At 60.3% G+C, this 25,422-nt stretch carries 25 protein-coding genes; 15 read left to right on the forward strand and 10 right to left on the reverse strand.

Annotated features, from left to right (window positions below; translation table 11 throughout):
* Window position 1: 1 nt before the first annotated feature.
* Together AB4K19_RS07130 and AB4K19_RS07135 are read left to right on the forward strand one after the other, a co-directional pair.
* Window positions 2-340 (forward strand): hypothetical protein, encoded by a 339-nt coding sequence (locus AB4K19_RS07130; RefSeq protein ID WP_375227730.1) that lies wholly within the window; start codon window positions 2-4, stop codon window positions 338-340.
* A gap of 11 nt (window positions 341-351) precedes the next feature.
* A complete protein-coding gene (locus tag AB4K19_RS07135) occupies window positions 352-954 on the forward strand; it encodes a hypothetical protein (protein WP_375227731.1) in 603 nt (200 codons plus the stop codon).
* A gap of 89 nt (window positions 955-1,043) precedes the next feature.
* On the opposite strand, the gene AB4K19_RS07140 is transcribed toward AB4K19_RS07135, so the two are convergent.
* The 7 genes from AB4K19_RS07140 to AB4K19_RS07170 all read right to left on the reverse strand — a co-directional run bounded on the left by AB4K19_RS07140 (window position 1,044) and on the right by AB4K19_RS07170 (window position 8,405).
* Window positions 1,044-2,378, reverse strand: a complete 1,335-nt coding sequence (locus AB4K19_RS07140; protein WP_436399380.1) for a serine hydrolase domain-containing protein — start codon at window positions 2,376-2,378, stop codon at window positions 1,044-1,046.
* Between the two features lie 175 nt (window positions 2,379-2,553).
* Window positions 2,554-3,870, reverse strand: a complete 1,317-nt coding sequence (locus AB4K19_RS07145; RefSeq protein WP_375227733.1) for a branched-chain amino acid ABC transporter permease — start codon at window positions 3,868-3,870, stop codon at window positions 2,554-2,556.
* Window positions 3,867-4,877, reverse strand: a complete 1,011-nt coding sequence (locus tag AB4K19_RS07150) for a branched-chain amino acid ABC transporter permease (RefSeq protein ID WP_375227734.1) — start codon at window positions 4,875-4,877, stop codon at window positions 3,867-3,869. Before AB4K19_RS07150 ends, AB4K19_RS07145 begins: the two co-directional genes overlap by 4 nt.
* On the reverse strand, window positions 4,877-5,350 hold the full coding sequence (locus tag AB4K19_RS07155; protein ID WP_436399381.1) for a hypothetical protein: 474 nt from the start codon (window positions 5,348-5,350) through the stop codon (window positions 4,877-4,879). The genes AB4K19_RS07150 and AB4K19_RS07155 overlap by 1 nt, the downstream gene beginning before the upstream one ends.
* Window positions 5,347-6,171, reverse strand: coding sequence for an ABC transporter ATP-binding protein (locus AB4K19_RS07160; RefSeq protein ID WP_375227736.1), 825 nt, complete (start codon window positions 6,169-6,171; stop codon window positions 5,347-5,349). The genes AB4K19_RS07155 and AB4K19_RS07160 overlap by 4 nt, the downstream gene beginning before the upstream one ends.
* Window positions 6,172-6,343: 172 nt before the next feature.
* Entirely contained in the window at window positions 6,344-7,123 is a 780-nt protein-coding gene (locus AB4K19_RS07165; RefSeq protein WP_375227737.1) for an ABC transporter ATP-binding protein, read from the reverse strand.
* Between the two features lie 91 nt (window positions 7,124-7,214).
* Window positions 7,215-8,405, reverse strand: coding sequence for an ABC transporter substrate-binding protein (locus tag AB4K19_RS07170; RefSeq protein ID WP_375227738.1), 1,191 nt, complete (start codon window positions 8,403-8,405; stop codon window positions 7,215-7,217).
* A gap of 181 nt (window positions 8,406-8,586) precedes the next feature.
* Here AB4K19_RS07170 and AB4K19_RS07175 point away from each other — a divergent pair, with 181 nt between their 5' ends.
* On the forward strand, window positions 8,587-9,708 hold the full coding sequence (locus tag AB4K19_RS07175) for a PQQ-dependent sugar dehydrogenase (RefSeq protein ID WP_375227739.1): 1,122 nt from the start codon (window positions 8,587-8,589) through the stop codon (window positions 9,706-9,708).
* A gap of 417 nt (window positions 9,709-10,125) precedes the next feature.
* On the opposite strand, the gene AB4K19_RS07180 is transcribed toward AB4K19_RS07175, so the two are convergent.
* Entirely contained in the window at window positions 10,126-11,130 is a 1,005-nt protein-coding gene (locus tag AB4K19_RS07180; protein ID WP_375227740.1) for a GlxA family transcriptional regulator, read from the reverse strand.
* A gap of 191 nt (window positions 11,131-11,321) precedes the next feature.
* Here AB4K19_RS07180 and AB4K19_RS07185 point away from each other — a divergent pair, with 191 nt between their 5' ends.
* Window positions 11,322-12,692: a class II 3-deoxy-7-phosphoheptulonate synthase gene (locus AB4K19_RS07185; protein WP_436399382.1), complete on the forward strand. Its 1,371-nt coding sequence runs from the start codon at window positions 11,322-11,324 to the stop codon at window positions 12,690-12,692.
* Between the two features lie 132 nt (window positions 12,693-12,824).
* On the opposite strand, the gene AB4K19_RS07190 is transcribed toward AB4K19_RS07185, so the two are convergent.
* A complete protein-coding gene (locus AB4K19_RS07190; protein ID WP_375227742.1) occupies window positions 12,825-13,529 on the reverse strand; it encodes a PAS domain-containing protein in 705 nt (234 codons plus the stop codon).
* Window positions 13,530-13,816: 287 nt separating this feature from the next.
* On the opposite strand from AB4K19_RS07190, the gene AB4K19_RS07195 reads away from it, so the two are divergent.
* The 11 genes from AB4K19_RS07195 (at window position 13,817) to phoB (ending at window position 24,494) form a co-directional block, all read left to right on the forward strand.
* Window positions 13,817-14,707, forward strand: a complete 891-nt coding sequence (locus AB4K19_RS07195) for a YicC/YloC family endoribonuclease (protein ID WP_436399383.1) — start codon at window positions 13,817-13,819, stop codon at window positions 14,705-14,707.
* Between the two features lie 3 nt (window positions 14,708-14,710).
* On the forward strand, window positions 14,711-15,355 hold the full coding sequence (gmk, locus tag AB4K19_RS07200) for a guanylate kinase (protein WP_375227744.1): 645 nt from the start codon (window positions 14,711-14,713) through the stop codon (window positions 15,353-15,355).
* Entirely contained in the window at window positions 15,352-15,879 is a 528-nt protein-coding gene (locus tag AB4K19_RS07205) for a gamma carbonic anhydrase family protein (RefSeq protein ID WP_375227745.1), read from the forward strand. Before gmk ends, AB4K19_RS07205 begins: the two co-directional genes overlap by 4 nt.
* A gap of 1 nt (window position 15,880) precedes the next feature.
* Window positions 15,881-17,068, forward strand: a complete 1,188-nt coding sequence (locus tag AB4K19_RS07210; RefSeq protein WP_375227746.1) for a trans-sulfuration enzyme family protein — start codon at window positions 15,881-15,883, stop codon at window positions 17,066-17,068.
* 10 nt (window positions 17,069-17,078) lie between these two features.
* Window positions 17,079-18,128: a sensor histidine kinase gene (locus AB4K19_RS07215; RefSeq protein WP_375227747.1), complete on the forward strand. Its 1,050-nt coding sequence runs from the start codon at window positions 17,079-17,081 to the stop codon at window positions 18,126-18,128.
* A 182-nt stretch (window positions 18,129-18,310) separates the two neighbouring features.
* The gene (locus AB4K19_RS07220) at window positions 18,311-19,351 is read left to right on the forward strand and encodes a substrate-binding domain-containing protein (protein ID WP_375227748.1); all 1,041 of its coding nucleotides are present in this window, start codon (window positions 18,311-18,313) and stop codon (window positions 19,349-19,351) included.
* Between the two features lie 99 nt (window positions 19,352-19,450).
* Window positions 19,451-20,923, forward strand: a complete 1,473-nt coding sequence (pstC, locus tag AB4K19_RS07225) for a phosphate ABC transporter permease subunit PstC (protein ID WP_375227749.1) — start codon at window positions 19,451-19,453, stop codon at window positions 20,921-20,923.
* Window positions 20,920-22,275, forward strand: a complete 1,356-nt coding sequence (pstA, locus tag AB4K19_RS07230; RefSeq protein WP_375227750.1) for a phosphate ABC transporter permease PstA — start codon at window positions 20,920-20,922, stop codon at window positions 22,273-22,275. Before pstC ends, pstA begins: the two co-directional genes overlap by 4 nt.
* A gap of 15 nt (window positions 22,276-22,290) precedes the next feature.
* Window positions 22,291-23,088: a phosphate ABC transporter ATP-binding protein PstB gene (pstB, locus tag AB4K19_RS07235; protein WP_375227751.1), complete on the forward strand. Its 798-nt coding sequence runs from the start codon at window positions 22,291-22,293 to the stop codon at window positions 23,086-23,088.
* A complete protein-coding gene (phoU, locus tag AB4K19_RS07240; protein WP_375227752.1) occupies window positions 23,089-23,805 on the forward strand; it encodes a phosphate signaling complex protein PhoU in 717 nt (238 codons plus the stop codon).
* Window positions 23,805-24,494 (forward strand): phosphate regulon transcriptional regulator PhoB, encoded by a 690-nt coding sequence (phoB, locus tag AB4K19_RS07245; RefSeq protein WP_375227753.1) that lies wholly within the window; start codon window positions 23,805-23,807, stop codon window positions 24,492-24,494. The genes phoU and phoB overlap by 1 nt, the downstream gene beginning before the upstream one ends.
* Here the strand turns inward: phoB and AB4K19_RS07250 are convergent, their stop codons facing one another.
* A complete protein-coding gene (locus tag AB4K19_RS07250) occupies window positions 24,495-25,331 on the reverse strand; it encodes a 3-keto-5-aminohexanoate cleavage protein (RefSeq protein WP_375227754.1) in 837 nt (278 codons plus the stop codon). It lies immediately after the preceding gene.
* Window positions 25,332-25,422 lie beyond the last annotated feature (91 nt).

The following is a 25,422-nucleotide window of genomic DNA, read 5'->3' on the forward strand; positions in this document are numbered from 1 at the left end:
TATGCGATTGTTTTCAGCAGTTTTACTTGTTTCGGTTATGGGGGCACTGCCGGTCGCGGCACAGGAAACTGTGGCCGACGCGATGCAGGTGATCCGCGACACCTGCAGCCGGGTCAAAGACGAGGGCAGTTTTTCCAGCCTCACCGCCAAAGGCCAGGTTGAGGGCAATATCCGTGTTAAACTGGTGGGCAAAGTGGGGGCGGACGCCTTTGTCGAGATGTCCGAACAGGAATGGGACAGCATCCAGCAGGTCATGCGTAAGGATCAGCTGGCCGACAATGTGGACTACCGCGCCTGCGTGCGGGCCATGACGCCACCCGTTCTGGACAAGCTTCCCTGATGCGCTGTGTGGTGACCGCGGCAGCCGTTCTGCTGATGACGCTGATGCCGGGTCTGGCCAGCGCCCAGCAGAGCATCAGCGAAAAGGCCGCCAAACTGGCGCGTGACAGCTGTTCCGTCAGCTCCATACAGGGCAGCCGGCGCACATCGGACGGCAAACGTCTTGTGACCCTGCCGGGCAGCAACGAGGAAATCGAGATCAGCAAGGAACGCTGGAACGGTATCCAGCAGGTGCTGCGCGAACACCAGCAGCAGGAAAGTGCCAATTACCGCGATTGCGTGCGCGATCTGGCCCGTATGTTTCTGGAGGCAGAAAAAGAGACGCAGCAGCAGGCCAACGTGAACCGCCAGCCCCAGCAGAATGGTGGCACCTGCGCCTATGAAAATGATGGGTTCTGTGACGTGCCGGGGGACTGCCCTTACGGAACGGACCTGAACGACTGCGCCGTTGAACAGCAGGTGCAGCAGAACCCGTTCCCGCCGCAACAGGCCCAGCTTTACTGCTGTGACTACGTCTATGGCCAGAAATGGTGCGCCATGACCACGGGCCCCTTCGGCGTCGGACTGCCCTGCGTCTGCGCCGGCGTCGCGGGTTCAGGGTTCCAGTGCTACTGACCCTGTCCGGGTCGTTTCAGGCAGCACATGGCGGGCCGGGCGGAACAGCCGCTCTGAGCCGAAAGCAGTTGTTCCGGCATATGGGGCAACTATCTTTGCGCCATCAGGTATTCAGCAACAGCCTGGTAAGCAGGCAGCGAAGTTGGGTCGATGAAACCATTCTGGGCCTGTGGGTGAGACGCCAGTCGTACCAGCACCATCTCGGCCTTCGGATCGACATAGATCGTTTGTCCATGCACACCACGCGCAGCGAACGCCCCGTGGTCATTGTGCAGGATCCACCACTGGCTGGTATAGCTGCCGGGGCCAAAAGTGGGGAAACCGTTTCCGAATTTCGTCCGATCGCCGCCGGCGCGGATGTTCGTCACAACTTCCGCCGGAAAGAGCCGTGTGCCATTCAGTTCTCCCTTGTTCAGCATCAGCTGGCCCAGCCGCCCCAGATCGCGCAGCCCGGCAGTGATGCCACCTCCTGCAAAAGGCACCCCTTTGCCATCGACCGTCTGATAGGCATCCTGTTCCACGCCCATCCGGCGCCAAAGTCGTTCAGAGGCCAGTTCGGTTACCGACTTTCCTGAAACCCGGCTGATGATCCACCCCAGCATGTCGGAGTTGATGGTCTTGTAGTGAAACGCATCTCCGTGATCGCCCTCGGGCCGGACCTGCTGAAGATACTCCCAGTACCCGTCCGGTCCGCCGTAGTCCGCGGGCTTGGGAAGCGGGCTGGCTGCAGCGGAGTAGAGCCAGATATCCGCGTTGGGATCGGAATAGTTTTCAGAATACTTCACACCCGTGGTCATATCCATAACCTGCCGGACAGTGGCTGAGGCGAAGGCGCTGTCGCCAATTTCCGGAATGATGTCCTGAACCAGGGCAGTCTCGTCGAGCGCTCCTTCCACAACCATGATTTCCGCCAGCAGGCCGGTGAACGATTTGGTCATCGACATGATGGCGTGCTTGCCGTCCTCTTTCAGGCAGCCGAAATACCTCTCGTAAACCACCTCTCCTTTGTGAAGGACCAGCATGCCGTCGGTGTAATTGGCGTGGAGCGAGACGTCCCACGACATCTCTTCATCGCTGTTCTGTGGTGTGAACATGACGGCGTCGATCTGCTGCCGAAGATCAGCGAACTCTGACGGAGACGGGTATTCGAGCGGGATTGGTGCGCCGAGGCCGCGGCTGATCTCCTCAGTCGGGAGAAACTCCCGCAGATGACATACCGACCAGCGCAGTCGCGGAAAGCTGAAATAGCTGCTGTCGGGTTGCGTGATAAGTCTGTCCTGCGGAGGCGGAAACCCCTGCATCCACCCCATGACATTCGGGTCGGATTCCTGCGCGGTCAGGACGTCTGATTGCACCGGAAACGATGGAAAAGCTGTTGCCACAAGGAATGTGGCCGAACCAAGCAACGCGACAAGTCCGTTCATATCCACCATCCTTTCGGAATTGCTTTAAGCGCTCATTGTGTGACGTAGAGCGAGCCCGATGCTTTTCCCCACATTTGCGCAGGTTTTAATGACTTAAAAATGTCTCTGGTGACCGCCCAGCAGACAGACCCCGAACCAATGCCCGTAAAAAACGCCTTCACACCCGCGCCCGGGACTACCGCTCCGGGATCAGACCCCGCGGGCTGAACCTCAGCACCAGCAACAGCACAAGACCCATCGTAAAGAGCCGCATATGTGCTGCACTCTCAATCAGGTGCGCCTTGAGCGCCGATCCGTCTGCCATGCCTGCCGTGATGACCTGCATCAGCCACAGACCCATAGGCTCCACCTGCACCCAGAGGAACCAGATCAGGAAACCGCCCAGCACAGCGCCGAAATTGTTGCCTGACCCGCCCACGATCACCATGACCCACACAAGGAAGGTGAACCGCAGCGGCTGGTAGGTGCCCGGCGTCAGCTGGCTGTCGAGTGTCGTCATCATCGCCCCCGCAATCCCGCAGATGGCCGAACCCAGCACAAACACCTGCAGGTGACGCGCGGTCACGTCTTTGCCCATCGCCTCCGAGGAGACCTCGTTGTCGCGGATCGCCCGCATCATACGCCCCCAGGGGCTGTTGAGTGCCCGCTGCGCCATGACCAGCAGGATGATCAGCACCAGCGCGAAGAGCCCGGCATAGAGCAGTTTGACGTAAAGCGTCGAGGCCGTGACCGGATCCATGCCATAGAGCGACGCGGTCTCGACAAAGCCCGGATCGTTCTGCAGATCAATCTCATAAGGGGTCGGGCGGGGCAGGCCGACGACGTTCTTGACACCACGCGACAGCCAGTCCTCGTTCTTGAGCACCGAGATGATGATCTCCGCAATGCCCAGCGTCGCAATCGCCAGGTAATCCGACCGCAGCCCAAGTGCCGTCTTGCCAATCACCCAGGCCGCACCGGCTGCGAACAGCCCGCCCACAGGCCAGGCCAGCGCCACCCACAGCCCGCGGTCAATCCCGAGCCCCCCGAGGTTGCCCAGCAGGGCAGGGTTGATCGCCTCAACTGCCTCCACGCCCGGATCAAAGAGCGCGCGATAGATGAAGAAACCGACCACCAGCAGCCCGAGGGTGACCAGGGTCCGCAGCCGCCCTGCAGGCATCCGCGCGCGGATTTTCACAATGGCCACGATCAGCACAACCGCAAACACCAGCGCGCCCAGAATATTCCAGCCACCTGCCGACCAGGCACCGGGGGTGGGCGGCACGCCCACCAGCACCGCGGCCAGACCGCCCAGGGCCACAAACCCCATGATGCCCACGTTAAAGAGCCCCGCAAAACCCCACTGCAGGTTCACGCCCAGCGACATGATGGCCGAAATCAGCCCCATGTTCAGAATGAGCAGCGCGGTGTTCCAGCTCTGCGTGAAACCGGTGATCACGATCATCGCGCCCACAATGGCAAAAAGCAGGGTGTTTTTCACAGCAGGGTTCATACCGCTTTCCCCTTGAAGAGACCCGTGGGTTTAAACAGCAGCACAATCAGCAGAATGAGGAAGCTGACCGCGAATTTGTAATCAGTGGACAGCAACTGCACGAGACTGCTGGGCTCCAGGCTTTCCGGCAGCAGATAGGTCAGCACCTTTTTCCAGGCATAGGTCACCGTAATCTCGGAAAAGGCGATCACAAAGCCCCCCGCAATAGCCCCGATCGGATTGCCCAGACCGCCCACAATCGCACTGGCGAAAATCGGCAGCAGCAGCTGGAAATAGGTGAAGGGCTTGAACGATTTATCCAGCCCGTAAAGTACGCCGGCAATGGTCGCCAGCCCCGCCACAATGAGCCAGGTGATCATCACCACCCGCTCCGGATTGATGCCGGAGAGCAGTGCCAGATCCTCGTTGTCCGAATAGGCGCGCATCGATTTGCCCGTCCGCGTCCGGTTCAGAAACCAGAAGAGCAGCAGCACAACAACCACCGCCGTGATCACGGTGATGCCCTGCGTGGTCTTGATCGCCAGCCCTTCGCGCAGGCCGGTCATCTCGCGGAAGGTGCGCGCGGAGATGATGAAACGCTCGCCATCGCCGAACCGCTGATCATCCGGCCCGATGATGAACCGCACAATACCGTTCATGATGAAGGTTACACCGAGGCTCACGATCACCAGGATCACGGGTTTGGCCTTCTGTTCGCGGTAGAACCGGTACACCACCCGGTCCGTCGCCAGCAGCAGCGCCATACAGCCCAGGATGCCAAAGGGCAGGGCGAGCAGCGCCGTAGGCAGCGGCCCCAGACTGACGCCCCAGCTCTGAAAAAGCCATGTGACCAGCACGGTGACCATCGCCCCGAAAGCCATGGTGTCCCCATGGGCAAAGTTCGAGAACCGCAGGATCCCGTAGATCAGCGTAACCCCCAGCGCCCCGAGCGCCAGCTGGCTGCCATAGGCCACCGCAGGCACAATGACAAAGTTGGTCAGGGCAATGATTGCGTTCAGGAAGTCCATCAGTGCGCGTCCTTGCTTTGATAGCAAATCAATGAACAGGCTGCAGGCTCCTCGTAAGACTGCTCCGCATTCCAGAACCAGCCGTTTGGCGGCTCACCATTAACTGCGCGATCATTGCTGCCGAATTCCCAGACACTGTCCGAAGCAAGCAAAAGACCTGTACCATCGGGCACATCGGCTCGTTTCGGGGTGACCTGTCCACCAACCGAAGCGACACAGGCTTTTGTTGAACCCCCAAAAATACCGGCTTCGGCCAAACTGATCTCACGACAGCTCGAATTTCGCACGATGTCTCCGATCTCAAATTTAATCTTCCCGGCTTTGTTGAACGGGCATGCACTTTTCGCTTCCACGATTGCACATTCAAACCTGTACGTGCCAATTGCATGGGCTGCATGGCCAACAGCGAGCACCGCGATGACTACGCATATCTGCGCGGCGGCTCTCAAAGTTTGCACCGGATCCACCTTCATCCCCCCAGAAAACTCTTACGCACTTCCGGATCGGCCAGCAGTTCCTTGCCAGTCCCCGTAAAAGCATTCCGCCCCTGAACCAGCACAAACCCCTTGTCCGCAATCTCCAGCGCCTGGCGCGCGTTCTGCTCCACCATCAGAATGGGAATGCCCGTGCGTGCAACTTCGATGATCCGGTCAAACAGCTCATCCATCACAATCGGGCTCACCCCGGCCGTCGGCTCATCCAGCATCAGCACCTTGGGTTGCGTCATCAGCGCCCGGCCCACCGCCACCTGCTGGCGCTGCCCGCCCGAAAGCTCGCCCGCCGCCTGGTGGCGCTTGTCCCGCAGAATGGGGAACAACTCGTAAATCTGTTCCATCGTGGGCCGGATGTCATCGGTGCGGATGAAGGCCCCCATCTCCAGGTTTTCCTCAACGGTCATCGAGGTGAAAATATTCGAGGTCTGCGGCACAAACCCCATACCCTTGATCACCCGCGCCTGAGGGCTCAGCTCAGTAATATCCTCACCATCCAGCTTCACATGTCCCTGCCGCAGGTTCAGCATCCCGAACACAGCCTTCATGCCGGTCGATTTGCCGGCCCCGTTCGGCCCCACGATCACGGCAATCTCGCCACGATCCACCGCAATCGTGCAGTCATGCAGAATGTCCGGACCGGCGCCATAACCGCCGGTCATGCTCTCACCGATCAGGAACGGACCGCCCGCTGCGGGGTGCGCGCGGCCACCTTCTTTCACCGGCGTGGTCGTACCCATACCCGCCGCATTGCCAAGTGACAGATCCCGGTTGCCCCGGTCTGAATAGGGATCACTGCTCACAGCAGACCTCCCTTGTTATTCCGGGCCCGGTTTCTTCTGGCCATAAATATCCCCGCCGGAGGCATGAAATCCGCCGCCATGCGGCTTAACGCCGGGTGAAGGCAGCGCGCGCTGTGCACCGACGTAATACCGACGTTACACCGACGTGATACCGACAGGACACCGACGCCCTTCATCCGACCATATCCTTGTTCTTCAGACCCGTGCCCAGATAGGCCTCGATGACCTGCTCATTGGCCTTGATCTCGTCCAGCGTACCCTGCGCCAGCACCTTGCCCTCGGCCATACAGATCACCGGGTCACACAGGCGCCCGATGAAATCCATGTCATGCTCGATGACCACAAATGTGTACCCGCGCTCTTTGTTCAGGCGCAGGATGGCATCGCCGATGGTGTTCAGCAGCGTCCGGTTCACGCCTGCACCAACCTCATCCAGAAAAACGATCCGCGCATCCACCATCATGGTGCGGCCAAGCTCCAGAAGCTTCTTCTGACCGCCTGAAATCTGGCCTGCCTTCTGTTCGGCCAGATGCTCGACCGTCAGGAATTCCAGTACCTCATCCGCCTTGGCCCGCAGGGCGCGCTCCTCATCCGCAATGCGCTTGCGTCCGAACCATGTATTCCAGAGCGTCTCTCCCGACTGCCCGCCCGGCACCATCATCAGATTTTCCCGGCAGCTCATCGACGAGAACTCATGCGCAATCTGGAACGTGCGCAGCAGGCCTTTGTGGAACAACTCATGCGGTGGCAGCCCGGTGATATCCTCTCCAGCCATCGTCACCCGGCCGGATGTTGGTTTAAGAATGCCCGCAATCACATTGAAAAGAGTGGTTTTTCCCGCACCATTCGGCCCGATCAGACCGGTCACGGATCCTTCGGCGATCTCAAGACTGGCACCGTCCACAGCGTGAAAGCCACCGAAATGCTTGTGAACGTCGTCAACGACAATCATGCCATTTCCCCTGTGCGCGCCACTGTCAGCGCTTGTTATTGAAACAGCCCGGAGAGGGATCTCCGGGCTGCCTGGTCTTCATGCCACAGACTTATTTGAAGCCGATTGTGACGTTCTTTTCATCCTGGACTTCGATCATCCGGTATGTACCCGCAGATTCACCGGGCCCGATCAGCTCAACAGCCGAGGCACCAACGTAATCCACATCGCCGCCACCGCGGATGATGTCGAGTGCTTTGCCCAGTTCACCGGGATAGATTTTCTCACCGGGTGCGTTGGCCACATCAAGAATGTGCTTGCCGTAATCCGCGGGGTCGGTGCTGTCAGCAGCCTGCATGGCCAGCATGAAGAGCGCCGCTGCGTCATAGCTTTCCGGCGTGTAGGGGGAGGTCGCATCAAACGCATCACCCGCCATCGCGGTCAGCTTTTCGATGCCTTCGCCGCCCGAACCTGCGATCTGGCCGTAGGAGCCGTTCAGCGCGGAACCCACGTTTGCCGGCAGGCTGTCACCGATCATACCGCCCGGCAGGCCGAAGGTGTCGAATGCGCCGGTGTCGAGGGCTGCGTTGATGATGCCCAGACCACCCTGGTCGAGATAGCCCGCAACAACCAGCAGATCACCGCCTGCGGAGGCCAGTGCGCCCATCTCAGCGGAGTAGTCCGCTTTGCCGTCCTCGTGCGCGGCCACGATGGTCACTTCGCCACCGATGGCTTCAAAGTTGCTCTGGATCGCGTCAGCAAGACCCTTGCCATAGTCGTTGTTTGTATAGGTCAGCGCGATGGATTCCACGCCACGCTCCTGCAGGATCTCGGCCATCACCTGGCCTTCGCGCGCATCAGACGGCGCCGTGCGGAAGAACAGATCATTGTCCTCGACCGTGCTCAGGCCTGGGGATGTCGCAGAAGGCGAAATCATCACCATACCGTTCGGAATGGCGACGTTCTGCAGGATCGCACCGGTCACACCGGAGCAGTCGCCGCCGATCAGACCATTGATGCCGTCCGCGATCAGGCGTTCGCCGTTGGAGGTGCTCAGACCGTTGTCGATGCAGCCGGTGTCCGCACGGATCGGCGTGACCTTGGCAGCATCCAGCAGTTTGCCGCTTTCAGTGACTTCGGCCATGGCCAGTTCCGCACCGGCGGCCATCGGACCTGTCAGCGATTCAATCGGGCCGGTAAAGCCGATGAGGATGCCCAGTTTAACTTCTTTTGCGTGACCGCCCGCCATTGCGGTGGTCGCCATGAGTGCTGCAGCCGTTGTGGCCATAAGCATCTTTTTCATGTGGTTTCTCCCAAGTTGGAACTATGCGTTCGCCGGGCAGCGTAAGGCTCCGAAACCCAAAAGAAAAGCGTTTTAGGGGCGAAAACAAAGGCATCCCGGCGCGGGCATCGCCGGTACCGGTGGCAATAAGGGGCAAACTGCCTATATTTTCTGTAATCCTCATCAAAATAAGGAAAAAAGCATGTCCAGCAGCCGGTTTAAGTCGTTTCTCCTGTCAGGGGTGTTACTGGCAGCCGGTGCAGCGGCACATCTCGCGGGCCCACCTGCACGCGCACAGGAGGCGGCGACACTCGCTCCGGTGGCAACCGGGCTGGATCAGCCCTGGGCCGTGGGTATATTGCCCGATGGCAGTTTCCTTGTGACCGAAAAAGACGGGCGGTTGCTTTACTTTGCCGACGGCCGACAGCCGGAGAACGTCGCGGGCGTGCCAAGGGTCAGCGATAACGGGCAGGGCGGCCTGCTGGATATCACCATCGCCCGCGATTTTGTGACCACCCGCACCCTGTGGCTGAGCTATTCAAAACCGCAGCATGGAGGCAGTGGCACGGCGCTCGCGGCCGCGACCCTGTCAGCAGATGGCACGCGGCTGGAAAACGTCCGGGACCTGTTTGAGATGAAACCCGGCTCCTCCGGCGGGCGACATTTCGGCAGCCGCGTGGTCGAGGCACGCGACGGCACGCTTTACCTGACCATCGGCGACCGGGGCGACCGGCCGTCAGCTCAGGATCGCGACAGTCACAACGGCAGCATCATCCGCGTGAACCGCGATGGCTCTGTGCCCGCCGACAATCCGTTTGTCGGCACCGCCGGTGTACTGCCGGAAATATGGTCCTTTGGTCACCGCAATCCGCAGGGGGCCGGGCTTGATGCCTCGGGCAACCTATGGACAGCCGAGCACGGCGCGCGCGGAGGCGACGAAGTCAATTTTGTGCGTAAGGGGGCCAATTTCGGCTGGCCGGTGATTTCCTATGGCCGCCATTATTCGGGCGGTAAGATCGGCGAAGGCACCGAAAAAGCCGGCATGGAACAGCCTGCCTTTTACTGGGACCCGTCCATCGCGCCGTCCGGCCTGCTGGTCTATTCCGGCGACATGTTCCCGGCCTGGCGCGGGGATATCTTTGTAGGCTCACTGAAGTTTGATTATATCGCGCGGCTGGAAGTCTCCGGTCAGACCGCCCGCGAAGTGCAGCAGATCGAAAACAGCGCCACGGACCGCGTCCGCGATATCGTTCAGGCCCCGGATGGCAGCATCTGGTTTATTTCGGTGGGAAATGGCGCGGTTTACAGGATCGCTGCGCAGTAGAGCATAGAAAAGCCGGTTATCTGCATCCCACTTTTCGTCAATCCAGCAACGGCCGCTCTGAGCCCAAACTTACTTCTTGCCACCGAACCACCAGTTCGATAGCCCAACGACGGGTCCCAGCAAATAGAGCATTAAGAACAGCCAGCTCCAAACCAAAACGTTCGAAGCAATAGCAAGGTGATGTGGGATAAGAGTAACAGCGGTCATCCACAACAATAAGAAAACGAACTGCGTTGCCAGCAAAAAGGCAATTGCCCTCACTGGGTGTCGCTTAAGTTCTCCATCGAAATCAAACAGTAGTTTTTTCAAAGTTCGGGCCCTAACCTGTCGATCTACTCTGCACATTCCTGAACAAACAGTATCTTAGTCCGCTTAGCGGACTATCAACCTAAGACTGGTAGCCCATGATAGTTCGGTTCAGATCGACAACCGTGCCGCATGGCTGCCCCGTTCGCGGTAGGGTGTTGTATCGTAGTGCGCGCGGTAGCATTTGGAGAAATGCGACGGCGAGGCAAACCCGCAGGCAAGTGCCACGTTGATCACGCTCATATCAGTCTGCATCAGCAGGTTGCGCGCTTTCTGCAGGCGCAGTTCCATATAGTAGCGTTTGGGGCTGCGGTTGAGATAACGCCGGAACAGCCGCTCCAGCTGCCGGGTGCTCATGCCCACATCCTTTGCCAGGATCGACGGGCTGATCGGCTCCTCGATATTGGCTTCCATCATCTGGATCACCGATGACAGTTTCGGGTGGCGCACGCCGATCCGCGTGGGCACCGACAGACGCTGGGTGTCCTGGTCCGTGCGGATGGAGGAATAGATCATCTGGTCCGCCACCAGATTGGCCAGTTCCTCGCCATGTTTGTCCGCGATCAGTTTGAGCATCAGGTCAATAGACGACGTCCCGCCCGCCGTGGTCAGACGGTTACCATCCACCACAAAGACCGATTTGGTCAGGGTGACGTCCTCAAAATCCTCAGCAAAGCTGTCCTGGTTTTCCCAGTGGATGGTGGCTTTTTTCCCATCGAGCAGACCGGCCTTCGCCATCGTATGACCGGCAGTACAGAGCCCGCCCACAACCGGGCCCTTGCGCGCTTCACGCCGCAGCCAGCCCAGCAGTTTTTTTGTGGTAGCCCCCTGAATGTTCACACCACCGCAGAGCATGATCACGTCATCGCGTGAGACGTCTTCCAGATCGCCGTCCACCTGAAACCGGATACCGGCACAGCTGCTGACAGCCTCTCCATCCTCGCCCAGCGTTTTCCACTCATAGAGCGCGCGTCCCGACATGCGATTCGCGATGCGCAGCGCTTCGACGGCAGAGGCAAAGGACAGCATGGTGAAGTCATGCAGCAGCACAAAAACGAAGCGCTGCGGCCGGTCGACCGGCGTGTCGATACGCCTGGCGGGTTGCTGTGCGGACATTACTGCCTCTTAAGTCTGATCTTTCCCGCACTGCGGCGTGTTTGCGCCACAGTGTCGGAACACCTTGGCCACGAGGTGAAAGCCGCGTCAAGAGGCCGAATTTGTGATATGGTCACTGCGCCCGGGCTTTTGTATAGAGAGCGCTGAGATGGTAGCGCTCGCACTGCGGGCCGGAAAGCGGAGTACCAACAATGAGTGAATGGAGCAAATCAAGCTGGCGTGCCAAACCGAGAATCCAGATGCCGGATTATCCGGATCAGGAGGCGCTTCGGGCCGTTGAGGATCAGCTTTCCAGGTTTCCGCTTCTGGTGTTTGCCGGCGAAGCGCGGCGGCTGAAAAAGCACCTGGGTGCCGCGGGGCGGGGAGAGGCTTTCCTGTTGCAGGGCGGCGATTGCGCCGAGAGCTTCGAGCAGTTCAGTTCGGATGCGATCCGCGACACCTTCAAGGTGATGCTGCAGATGGCAATCGTGCTGACGCACGGCGCCAAGGTTCCGGTTGTGAAAGTCGGCCGGATGGCCGGTCAGTTTGCCAAGCCGCGCTCGGCACCCACCGAAACGGTGGATGGTGTTGAACTGCCGAGCTACCGTGGTGACATCATCAACGAGCTCGACTTCAACGCCGGTGCGCGGATCCCCGATCCGGCCAAGATGATGCGCGCCTACACCCAGGCGGCTGCCACGCTGAACCTGCTGCGGGCGTTCTCGACCGGTGGTTATGCGGATGTGCATCAGGTGCACGCCTGGACGCTGGGGTTCACTGAAAGCGAAAAAGCTGAGCGGTACAGAGAGATCGCGACACGCATCTCCGACACGCTGGATTTCATGTCTGCGGCGGGCGTCAATTCTGATACAGCGCACACGCTGCAGAGCGTCGAATTCTACACCAGCCACGAGTCGCTGCTGCTGGAATACGAAGAAGCGCTGACCCGCGTGGACAGCACCACGGGCAAATGGCTTGCAGGGTCCGGGCATATGATCTGGATCGGCGACCGCACACGGCAGCCGGACGGCGCACATGTCGAATTTGCGCGCGGCGTTCAGAACCCGATCGGCCTGAAGGCGGGACCAACCATGACGTCCGAAGACCTGAAAGTGCTGATGGCGAAGCTGAACCCTGAAAACGAAGAGGGGCGTCTGACGCTCATCGCACGTTTCGGTGCAGGCTCGGTTGGTGAACATCTGCCGCGTCTGATCAAAACCGTGCGCGAAGAAGGGGCCAACGTGACTTGGGTCTGCGATCCGATGCACGGCAATACGATCAAGTCCTCCTCGGGCTACAAGACCCGGCCGTTCGACTCGGTGCTGCGGGAAGTGCGCGAGTTCTTCGGGGTGCATGGCGCCGAAGGCACTGTCCCCGGTGGCGTGCATTTTGAGATGACCGGGCAGGACGTGACCGAGTGCACCGGTGGTGTACGGGCCGTCAGCGATGAAGACCTGTCAGATCGCTACCATACCGCCTGTGACCCGCGCCTGAACGCAAGTCAATCGCTGGAACTGGCGTTCCTCGTGGCCGAAGAGCTTTCGGACCGTCGCGCGGCACGCAAGGACAAGATCGCGGGCTGACCCCGCGACGTCCTTTGCCGGACATTCCAGCCCCCTGCGCCCCGCGCGGGGGGTTTTTTGTATGACGCAAGAAAAAACCGCCTGCACATTCTGTGCAGACGGCTGTCCTGATCAAAGGAACGGGCAGGTGTGTCAGTCGTCCGACTTCACCAGTCTGAGGTAAGGCGCATCTTTGCGCGGCGTTTCGGTGCGGAATGTCGCCCGGGGTTCGGCAAAGCCCGCAGGCTCGCGCCGTTCGCGCTTTTCACCGGCAACCGGCGCTGGTCTGCGCAGAATGGTTTTTTCCGCTTCGGTCGGTTTGGGCTTTGCGACAATCTCGGTGGACGTCCCCTGGACGATCGGGCGCAGAGAGCTGCGCACCACATCAAAACGGCGCGGGCTGCGGCCCGGGTCCCCAACAGCGATCAGCACACCAAGCAGGCGGCTGACGTCACCCAGATCGCTCTTGAGCGGCAGAAGCAGCATCCGCGCGTCCAGCGCAGGCATGCCAGCGGCTTCTTCGGAATGCAGATGCAGCGTGCAGGCAGCGGGTGTTTCAAACACTTCTTCAAGGGTATCGCTGACCTGACGGCGCGAACCTGGTGTGATGAACGAGGTCAGCGGCATACCGCGGACTTCCATCCCCATCAGATCACTCAGGTGGCTGCCGGCAATCCGCATACGGGCGATGCCCGGTGCAATACGTTCCACGATAAAGGAATACTCGAGCGCCTGCTCGATCCCGCGCGGGTCAATCTCGGCACGGCTGGGCATCAGACGCGTGCCCCGCAGCGCCTCCCAGTAGGCCTCAACCTGTGCCAGCGGCGAAAAGCCGGTATTTGAAACGTGCTGCGTCATGTCCACCACATTGTGCTTGTTTTGACCCGAATTGTCCATTGTCTGAACTCTTCCTTCCGCCGGGTAAATGCCCGGGCGTTGGTTTTTTGCGGTCCAAAGGCGCATCTCTGTGAGATTTGCCTATATCCCGCCTTAATCGTTGATGAATTATTAATACCAACAATTTTCAATAAATGGCCTTCTAACTCCCCTTTTGGTTAACCCGCCGCTCTGTGGCGGGGGTTGCCCTTGCATCTGGTTTCACCATAAGGCTGAACACGCGCGCTATCTGTGAAGAGGAACACACAATGATCCGTTCAATGACAGGATTTGCCTCTGCGACCGGCAGCCTGGCGCCGCATTCCTGGAGCTGGGAGCTGCGCAGCGTGAACGGTAAAGGTCAGGACCTGCGCCTGCGGGTGCCGGACTGGATAGAGGGTCTGGAAGCGGCCCTGCGCAAACAGCTTTCCGTGGCAACGACGCGTGGCAATGTCACTCTGTCTCTGCGCGTCACGCGTGAGGAACACAGCGGCGCGCTGCAGATCAACACAGGACAGCTCGACCGGATGCTCGCCGCGCTGGCCGAGATCGAGACACGGGCCATGGACGCCGGTGTGTCGCTGGCGCCATCGCGCGCCTCGGACCTGCTCGTACAGCGCGGTGTGCTGGAACAGGCCGGAGCAGAAGATGACACAGCAGCACTGTTGGGCTTGCTGACAGGGGAAGCCGCTGCGCTGATAACCGACTGGAACGCCATGCGCGAAACCGAGGGCGCGGCACTGGAGACGATATTGTCCGGACAACTGGACGAGGTTGCCCGCCTGACTGCAGAGGCAGCAGCGCTCGCCGCAGCCCGCGCGGATGAAATGGCCGGAACCCTGCAGCGCAATCTGGCGCGCGTGCTGGATAACAGCGACGGCGCGGATGCAGACCGCGTGGCACAGGAACTGGCGCTGCTGGCGGTCAAATCCGACATCACCGAAGAAATCGACCGCCTGTCAGCCCACGTTGATGCAGCGCGGGAACTTATTTCCAAAGGCGGACCAGCGGGCCGCAAACTGGATTTCCTGATGCAGGAATTCAACCGTGAGACCAACACTCTGTGCTCCAAGGCGCAGAACACCGACCTGACACGCTGTGGCCTGGCGCTCAAGGCGCTGATCGACCAGATGCGCGAACAGGTTCAGAATGTGGAGTAAGGTATGAGCGTGACACGACGTGGTCTGCTGATAATTCTCAGCTCCCCCTCGGGGGCTGGCAAATCGACGCTGGCCCGGCGGCTCCGGGACTGGGACCCGGACATCGAATTTTCGGTTTCGGCCACAACGCGGGCGCCGCGTCCTGGCGAGCAAAACGGCCGCGAGTACCATTTTGTCAGCGAAACCGAATTCAAGGCGCAGGTCGCGGATGAAGGCATGCTGGAGCACGCCCATGTGTTCGGCAATTTTTATGGCTCTCCCCGCGCACCGGTTCAGGACGCCATCGACGCAGGCCGCGATGTCCTGTTCGACATCGATTGGCAGGGTGCGCAGCAGATCACCAATTCCGCGCTCAGCGCACACACGCTGTCGATCTTTCTGCTGCCGCCGTCGATCACGGAACTCCGCAGCCGGCTGGAGAAACGCGCACAGGATGACGCCGCCACGATTGCCCGGCGCATGGACAAAAGCTGGGACGAAATCAGCCACTGGGGCAGCTATGACTACGTGCTGATCAACGACGATCTGGATGACACAGAGCAGCGCCTGCGCACGATCATCGGCGCCACGCGTCTGCGGCGCAGCCAGCAGCCGGGGCTGACAGATCATGTGCGCGCCCTGCAGGCCGAATTCGAGGAGCTGTCATGACCGTTTATGCACTGGGCCCGGACGAGCCACAGATCCATGAAGACACATGGGTGGCCCCCGATGCCAACCTGATCGGCAAGGTTGTGCTGGAGAAGGGGGCCTCTGTCTGGTTCGGGACGACCATCCGCGCAGATCACGAGGAGATCCGCGTGGGCCGGGGGTCCAATGTGCAGGAAAACTGCGTGTTCCACATCGACGCAGGCTATCCGCTGACCATCGGTGAAAACTGCACGATCGGACACAAGGTGATGCTGCACGGCTGTACCATCGGGAACAATTCGCTGATCGGGATGGGGGCCACAATCCTCAATGGTGCACAGATCGGGGATAACTGTCTGATCGGCGCTGGTGCGCTGATCACGGAAAACAAGGTGATACCGGACGGCAGCCTGGTGATGGGCGTGCCGGGCAAGGTGGTCCGTACGCTGGATGCGGATGCCATTGCCGGACTGACGGCTTCGGCGCAGCACTATCAGGACAATATGAGACGGTTCCGGGACCAGCTGCGCCCGGCAGAGGATTAATATGAAAAACGAAAAAGGGTCTCTGATGCGCCCGGATGCGCTGCCCGCCTCTGCGTCGCGGCCGGTTGTAACACCACTCAGTCCTTCTGTTGTCTATGCGTCGGACACGCCGGATATGCTGGACCAGCAATATGAAGGCGGCCTGCAGGGCTATACCTATTCCCGTGAGGGGCATCCGAATGCGGACGTAGTCGCCCGACGGCTTGACCGGATGGAAAACGCGCCACATCCGGGCGTGGTCACATCGTCGGGCATGGCGGCTGTTTCCGCGGTCCTCCTTGGACTGACCCATGCGGGTGATCACGTGATCGGCGGCAACCAGCTTTATGGCCGCTCCCTGCGCATGATGTCAGAGGATCTGCCGCGCCTGGGCGTTGCCACGTCGATGGTCGATCCGGGCGATATCACCGCCATGCGGGCCGCGATCCGGCCGGAAACAAAACTGATCCTGGTCGAAGTCGTCTCCAACCCGACACTGCGGGTCGCAGACATCCGGGCGCTTTCAGCGCTGGCCCAGGAGACCGGCGTGCTGCTGGTGGTCGACAATACCTTTACCACGCCGCGCGCTTTCCGCCCCTTTGAGCATGGCGCGGACATTGTGCTGCATTCGGTGACCAAACTGCTGGCCGGGCATTCCGACGTCATGCTGGGCTATGTCGCCGCCAGCGACGCTGACCTGAATGACCGTCTGCGCGTATTCACCGTGACTGCGGGCATGTCCCCCAGCCCCTTCGACTGCTGGCTGGCGGAACGCGGGATGCTGTCGTTCGAGCTGCGCTATGACCGCGCCGAAGCAACCGCAGCGGTGCTGGCCGATCACCTGGCCGGGCTGCCGGGTGTCACGCGCGTCCTGTATCCGGGACGGGCGGACCATCCGGACCGGGCGCTGCTGGATGACCTGATGGGCGGGCGGTTCTGCAACATGGTCAGTTTTGAGATCGACGGTGGCAGGACGCAGGCAAACGCGTTTACGCGCGCTGCCGAAGGCCTGTCCTTTGCGCCGACACTCGGAGATGTGGGCACGACCATTTCGCATCCGGCCTCTTCGTCACACCGCGCGCTCACTGCTGACGACCGCGCGGCTCTGGGCATGTCCGAAGGGTTTTTCCGGATATCTGTCGGCCTCGAAGACCCGGAAGCGCTCTGTGCTGTTTTCACGGACGCTGTTGCTGCGGCCATGACCACCTGAGAGGCACGGAATGTCTGATGCAGTCCGGCAGTTCCTGGATGCGGTGCCGCTGCCCGCGCTGGCGATTGACAGTGCTGAGCGCATCACCGCTGCCAACGCCGCGGCGCGCCGGTTGCTTGGCGATGGCATCACCGGCCGCAATTTTATCACGATGCTCCGCCAGCCCGCTCTGATTGAGGCGATCGAAAAAACGCTGCGGGACGGCGAACCCCGCCGGGCCAGATGGCTGTCCAGCGACGGCGTTCGGGAAAGCATGTATGAGGTCACTGTACGGATCGCCGGGGATGGGGGCATGATCCTTGTGTGTTTTCAGGACACCACTGATCTGGAACAGGCCGGGCAGATGCGCCGCGATTTCGTTGCCAACGTCAGTCACGAGCTGCGCACGCCGCTCACGGCTCTGATGGGGTTTATCGAAACGCTCAGAGGCCCCGCGCGCAACGATGATGCAGCGCGCGACCGGTTCCTCGACATCATGGAAGGCGAAGCGGGCCGGATGAACCGTCTGGTCGGGGATCTGCTGTCGCTCAGCCGTGTAGAGGACGAAGAACGCGTCAGGCCGAAGGACGCCGTTGAACTTGGCGGTCTGCTGGGCAGCGTGCTGCGGACCCTGACTCCGCTTGCAACAGAGGCCGGCGTAACACTGAACTGCGAACTGCCGGAAGCGCCCGTCCAGCTGACCGGGGATCAGGATCAGCTGATGCAGGTGTTCACAAACCTGGTGGAGAACGGCATCAAATACGGCGGCAGCGGTGGTCTTGTTACCGTGCGGGTTGCGCCACCCGGGCGGGATCCGTCGCTGCGTGCCGACGGTGTGCGGATTGACGTGACCGATCATGGCCCTGGCATTGATGCTCAGCATCTTCCCCGGCTGACAGAAAGGTTTTACCGTGCGGACAGTCACCGCAGCCGGGCGCTTGGCGGGACGGGGCTGGGCCTTGCTATCGTCAAACACATCATAAACCGTCACAGGGGGCGTCTGCGGGTGGAAAGCGAGCCGGGGCAGGGCGCCTGTTTCACGGTGATTCTGCCGCTGCGCCCGGATGAACTGCGCGGCTGACCCCGCAGGCACACGGACATGACGGGCTTTTCAGAGCTTTTCTGACCTTTTTGCCGCCACCCGGACACCTGTCATAAAACTGTTACGCAACTGTCACAAAAGCATTGCGCGTAGACCTTAATCCACCGGTCAAGATCGCCATTGGGGGTGATCAGGTAAGCGAAAAAATGACAGGAGACACCATGTCGTTCGTAAAACTCACAACATCCGCGCTGGCGCTGGCTGCGCTGTCGGCCACAACCGCTGCAGCCCGGGATCAGGTTCAGGTCGCAGGGTCGTCCACCGTTCTGCCTTATGCGTCCATCGTTGCGGAAGCTTTCGGCGAAAACTTCGACTTTCCGACACCGGTTGTTGAATCCGGAGGCTCCTCGGCTGGCCTCAAGCGCTTCTGCCAGGGCGTAGGCACCGAGCACACCGACATCGCAAACGCATCCCGCGCGATCCGCGAAAAAGAGATCAAGGCCTGTGCTGAAAACGGTGTGACTGACATCATCGAAGTCCGCATCGGCTACGACGGCATTGTTTTCGCAAGCCAGTTTGACGGTCCTGCCTACACGGCCTTTTCGCAGTCTGACATTTTCAACGCGCTCGCTCCGAAAGTGATGGTGGACGGCGCGCTGGTCGACAACCCCTACACCAAATGGTCGGATTTCAATTCCGATCTGCCTGACGCAGAAATCCTCGCCTTCATTCCGGGCACCAAGCACGGCACCCGCGAAGTTTTCGAGGAAAAGGTAATTGCAGCGGGCTGCGAAGCAACAGGTGCGATGGAAGCGATGATCGCGGGCGGTATGTCCGAAGATGACGCCGAAGATGCCTGCCTTGAAGTCCGCACCGACGGCCGGTCTGTGGACATTGATGGCGACTACACAGAGACGCTGGCATCCATCGACGCCAACAGCAACGCCATCGGCGTGTTCGGCCTCGCATTCTACGAGAACAACACCGATAAGCTGAAAGTGGCGACAATGGCGGGCGTAGAGCCCACAACCGAAACCATCGCTGCGGGTGAGTATCCTGTGTCGCGTCCGTTGTATTTCTACATCAAGAAAGCACACATCGGCGTCATCCCGGGCCTGAAAGAATTCGCTGAGTTTTTTGTCGCGGATGAGATCGCAGGCCCCGATGGTCCTCTGGCGGAATATGGTCTGGTGTCTGACCCGGAACTGGCTGCAACGCAGGAAGCCGTGTTCGACGAAGCCGTCATGGGTGGCGGCAGCTGATCCTGACGGATTAATCCAACACAGGTGGCGGGCGGCTCTGGCGGCCCGCTGCAAACCCGGGATCACGCAATGGTCCCATCAGGTGTCTTCGGGGGAACCATGTCACTACTCTGGCTTTCACTGCTGATCCTTGCGCTCTCGGCGGCAGGATTTGTGCTTGGCCGCAGACGCGCGCTGGCCAGCGCAGGGGGCGACAGCAGGCTGCTGCATTCCCTGCCGGTCTACTATGGATCAAACGCCTTCCTGAAGTCACTGGTACCCGCCGCGGGCCTGCTGATCTTCTGGATGCTGGCACAACCGCTGGTGATCGAAAACCGGGTTTCAGGCATGATACCGGAGAGCGAAATATCGGAAGGGTCCAGCATGGGGCTCGTGATGTCGGAAGTCCGCCGCATCGCCGATGGCCTGGATGCTGCCGTTGCCGCCGGAACAATCGATGCGGACACTGCGGATGCCACTTCTGCTGACCCACAGACAATTACGCAGGCCCTGAAAGACGCGGGACAGGTCGTCACGACCGATCTGACCGGGCCGGTCCTGGCTGCAGCGCAAGTTTATCGCGACATGAGCACCGGCTCGAACCTGCTGATGACAATCGCGGTGCTGATCGTCGGTGTCGCCGGTGCCGCATGGGGCACGATGGAAAGCGGGCGTGATTTCCGGGCCCGCAACGTTGTTGAACAGGGTATTCTGGCAATCCTGATTGCCGCGGCCTCTGTCGCGATCCTGACGACGGTGGGGATCATCCTGTCGCTGGTCTTCAACACGGTCGAGTTCTTCCGTCTTTACCCCGCGGCTGAGTTCTTCACCCTGCTGGAATGGGCGCCGAGCTTTTCCGGGCGCGGCGGGGCCTCAAGCCTTGGCATCCTGCCGCTGCTTTGGGGAACAATCTATATCTCCATCGTCGCCCTGCTGGTCGCTGTGCCGATCGGGCTCTACTCCGCGATTTACCTCTCTGAATACGCAACGCCGCGCGTCCGGGGCATTGCTAAGCCGCTGCTGGAAATCCTCGCCGGTATCCCGACAATTGTTTACGGGCTCTTTGCGCTGCTGACCATCGGACCAATGCTGGTCTCTGTGTTCGGCAATGAAGGTCTGGGCTGGATGGGCGGCGGTCGCTCTGTCATGACAGCAGGGATCGCCATGGGGATCATGCTGATCCCGTTTGTCAGTTCCCTGTCGGATGACATCATCAACGCGGTTCCGCAGTCGCTGCGCGACGGCTCTTACGGGCTGGGCGCCACGCGGTCTGAGACCATCCGCCAGGTCGTCCTGCCGGCGGCTCTGCCGGGTATTGTTGGTGCCATCCTGCTGGCCGCCAGCCGCGCCATCGGCGAGACGATGATCGTGGTGCTGGGGGCAGGGGCGGCGGCGCGGCTTTCTCTCAACCCCTTTGAGGCCATGACAACCGTCACCGCCAAGATCGTTTCACAGCTGACAGGTGACAGCGACTTCGCCTCGCCCGAGGCGCTTGTGGCCTTCGCGCTGGGGATCACCCTTTTTGTGCTGACCCTCTGCCTGAACGTCTTTGCCCTTTATATCGTGCGCAAATACCGGGAGCAGTACGAATGACCGATGCAACCACCCCCGTCCCGGCGAAGGCCCGCCGGTCTGTATCACTGACATCACCCGATGCCCGCACACAGAAGCGCAAGGCGGCCGAGGCCCGTTTCCGGATGTATGGCATTGCGGGTATCGCGACGGGCATTTTCTGCCTGATCGTTCTGCTGACCTCTATCATTGCCAGCGGCACAGGCGCATTCCAGCAGACCTTTATCAACGTATCCGTCTATCTGGACCCGGCCAAGCTGGACAAAAAGGGCAACCGCGATCCCGCAGACCTCGCCAAAGTGTCCACCTTCGGCTACACGCCATTGGTCCAGCAGGCCCTGTTTGATGCGGTGCAGGCCGCAGAAATCGAAACGCCTCTGGAAAAGCGCAAGGACATGAAGGCGCTGATCTCTGCTTCCGCCGCCGCACAGGTGCGGGACGTCGTGCTGTCGGACCCTGCGCTGATCGGTGAAACGGTGGACTTCCGTATCCTCGCCTCCAGCCGGGTGGACGGATACCTCAAGGACCGGGTGAAGCGCGAAGATGTGGCGCGTGACAAGAATATTGACGCAGAGCATCTCGATCTGGTCGACGCCCTGGTGCCCCTGGGTGTGATTGAGAAAACCTTCAATATGGATTTCATCACGGGTGCTGACGCCTCCGAGAGCCGTGCCGAGGCGGCAGGGATTGGCGTGGCCATGATGGGATCATTTTTCATGATGCTGGTGGTACTGGTGCTGTCACTGCCCATCGGCGTGGCCGCGTCCATCTACCTTGAAGAGTTTGCGCCAAAGAACCGCTGGACCGACCTGATCGAAGTGAACATCGCGAACCTTGCTGCGGTGCCTTCCATCGTCTTCGGTATCCTTGGTTTAGCCGTGTTCATCCAGTTCATGCACCTGCCGCAATCGGCGCCACTGGTCGGCGGGCTGGTGCTGACACTGATGACGCTGCCCACGATCATCATCTCGACACGCGCCTCACTCAAAGCCGTGCCGCCCTCCATCCGGGACGCGGCTCTTGGGGTAGGGGCGTCGAAAATGCAGGCAGTCTTCCATCATGTTCTGCCGCTCGCCGCACCTGGCATTCTGACCGGCACCATCATCGGGCTGGCGCAGGCGCTGGGGGAAACAGCTCCGCTGCTGCTGATCGGTATGGTCGGATTTATTGCCTCCAACGCGCCCGACGGGATCGCCAGCGGCCTGCTTGACCCGAACTCCGCCATGCCCGCGCAGATTTACGAGTGGGCCAAACGCGCCGATCCGGCCTTTTACGAACGTGCCTGGGGTGGCATTATCATCCTGCTCGCGTTCCTGATTTCGATGAACACCCTTGCCGTTATCCTGCGCCGCCGCTTTGAGCGCCGCTGGTAAGACAGGAGCCCGAACATGAACGATATGAGAATACTGGAGAGAACCGTGGACACCAATGAGGTCAAGATCGCCGCAAAGGGCGTCCAGGTCTATTATGGCGACACACATGCCATCAAAGACGTGAATGTGGACATCCAGGACCGGACCGTGACCGCATTTATCGGTCCCTCGGGTTGTGGAAAGTCGACTTTTCTACGCTGTATCAACAGGATGAATGACACCATTGACGTAGCTCGCGTCGAAGGTGACATCCGCATTGACGGCGAAGACATCTACGACAAACGTGTGGACCCGGTGCAGCTGCGGGCCAAGGTCGGCATGGTATTTCAGAAACCGAACCCTTTTCCGAAATCGATTTATGACAATGTGTCCTATGGGCCGCGCATCCACGGCCTGGCCAAGAACAAGGCAGAACTGGATGATATTGTTGAACAATCCCTGCGCAGCGCCGCCCTGTGGGACGAGGTAAAGGACCGGCTCAACGCACCGGGCACCGGGTTGTCCGGTGGACAACAGCAGCGCCTGTGCATCGCCCGCGCGGTTGCCACCGAACCGGAAGTGCTGCTGATGGATGAACCCTGTTCGGCGCTTGACCCGATCGCCACAGCCCAGGTCGAGGAACTGATCGACGAGCTGCGCCAGAATTATTCGGTGGTCATCGTGACCCACTCGATGCAGCAGGCCGCGCGGGTCAGCCAGCGCACCGCGTTTTTCCACCTCGGAAACCTCGTGGAATACGGTGAAACGGGTCAGATCTTCACCAACCCCGAAGATCCCCGCACAGAAAGCTACATCACAGGCAGGATCGGATAAATGGTTCAGGATCAACATATTGCATCGGTTTTTGACCGCGATCTCGAAGCCATCCAGGCGCAGATCATGAAAATGGGCGGGCTTGTCGAGGCGGCCATCCGCGAAAGCGCGCAGTCGCTGGATACCCGCGACGAGGAACTGGCGGAGAAGGTGCGCAAAGCGGACCGGACAATCGACGATCTGGAAGAAATGATTAACGAAGAAGCGGCCCGCGTTATCGCCCTGCGTGCTCCCATCGCACGCGACCTGCGGCTCATTCTCAGCGTGATCAAAATCAGTGCGAACCTGGAGCGCATTGGTGACTATGCCAAGAACATGGCCAAACGCACCGGCGTGTTGGCCCAGATGGCACCGGTGGATGACAGCACGGGGGCCCTGCGCCGGATGTCCCGAGAGGTTGAGAAGATGCTCAAAGACGCGCTCGATGCCTATGTCCAGCGGGATGCTGAACTGGCGACCAGTGTCATCCTGCACGACCGCGATGTGGACCAGATGTATAATGCGCTGTTCCGCGAGTTCCTGACCTTCATGATGGAAGACCCGCGCAACATCACGGCCTGCATGCACCTGCATTTCATTGCCAAGAACGTGGAGCGGATGGGTGATCACGTAACGTCGATCGCAGAGCAGGTTGTGTACCTTGTCACCGGCGAACACCCCGAAGACGCCCGGCCCAAGGCGGACAAAACCTCTGTCACCACTGTAGGGCAGGGCTGATGTCAGCCGATCAGCCACGCGTTCTCGTCGTCGAGGATGAGCCCGCACAGCGCGAGGTACTGGCCTATAACCTGGAAGCGGAAGGGTTCGCGGTCAGCAGGGCCGAGGATGGTGAGGAAGCGCTCATGCTTGTGGACGAGCAGGCGCCGGACGTCATCGTGCTGGACTGGATGATGCCGAACCTGTCGGGTATCGAAGTCTGCCGAAGGCTCAAAATCCGCAGCGAAACACGCGGCATTCCGGTCATCATGCTGTCGGCCCGCTCCGAAGAGGTCGACCGTGTGCGCGGCCTTGAAACCGGCGCAGATGATTATGTAATCAAACCCTATTCCGTGCTGGAACTGATGGCGCGGGTGCGCAGCCAGCTGCGCCGCGTCCGGCCTGCTGCGTCCGGAGAGCGTCTGGAGTATGAAGACATCGTTCTGGACGCCACAAGCCACCGGGTGAACCGGGGCGGGGACGAGCTGCGTCTCGGACCCACCGAATTCCGGCTGCTGTCCACTTTCATGGAAAAACCGGGCAGAGTGTTTACCCGCGAACAGTTGCTGGACCGTGTCTGGGGGCGCGACATCTATGTCGATACGCGTACGGTTGACGTGCACATCGGCAGGCTGCGCAAAGCGCTGACGCAGCACGGCGGCAGCGATCCGCTGCGTACGGTACGCGGCGCAGGCTACGCGCTCGGCTGATCAGGCAGCGGCGGCGCGAAGCCCCAGAATCGCGCGCGCCTGTGCCGGTGTAGCGACGGGACGTTCGTATTTTTCGCAAAGCTCTGCTGCCCGACGGATCAGTGCTGCATTCGACGGAGCGAGCGTATTCCGGTCGAGACGCACATTGTCCTCCAGACCGGCGCGTGTATGCCCGCCCGCAGCGATTGCCCATTCGTTCACCTCGATCTGGGCCGGACCGATGCCAGCCGCACACCACGCAGCTTCTGGGGCACGTTTGCGAATGGTTTCAACGTAAAAATCGAACACCTCGCGGTCTGCAGGCATCGCATTCTTCACGCCCATTACGAACTGCACGTAAAGCCGGCCAAAGAGCAGGCCCGCTTCATGCATCCGGATGGCATGCAGCACATGACTGAGATCAAAGGCTTCGATTTCCGGCACAATTTCGTGGGTCTGCATTTCGGAGGAAAGCCAGGCCACCAGATCTGGCGGGTTTTCATAAACCCGCGTCGGGAAGTTGTTTGATCCCACAGACAAAGACGCCATGTCAGGCCTCAATGGCAGCATACCGCCGCGCTCCTGACCAGCGCCTGACCGACCACCGGTGGAAAACTGGATGATCATCCCGGGACAGTGTTTTTCGACCGCTTCTTTCAGCGCGGCAAACTTTTCCGGATCGGAAGACGGGGTCTGATCTGCATTCCGGACATGCGCATGACAGATCGACGCGCCAGCTTCGAAAGCCTCATGGGTGCTCTCGACCTGTTCCTGTACGGAGATCGGGACCGCAGGGTTGGCAGCCTTGGTCGGCACACTGCCGGTGATTGCGACACACAGGATGCAGGGATCTGACATTATCTATCCTTTACAGAGGTTTGTCGGCGCGTTTCTGGCCATATGGGACGACCGGGCAGGAGACAACCGCATTCGCGCGACAGTAGCTTTT

Origin of the sequence: Roseobacter phycocola, assembly GCF_042055075.2 — a bacterium.
Lineage (GTDB): Bacteria > Pseudomonadota > Alphaproteobacteria > Rhodobacterales > Rhodobacteraceae > Roseobacter.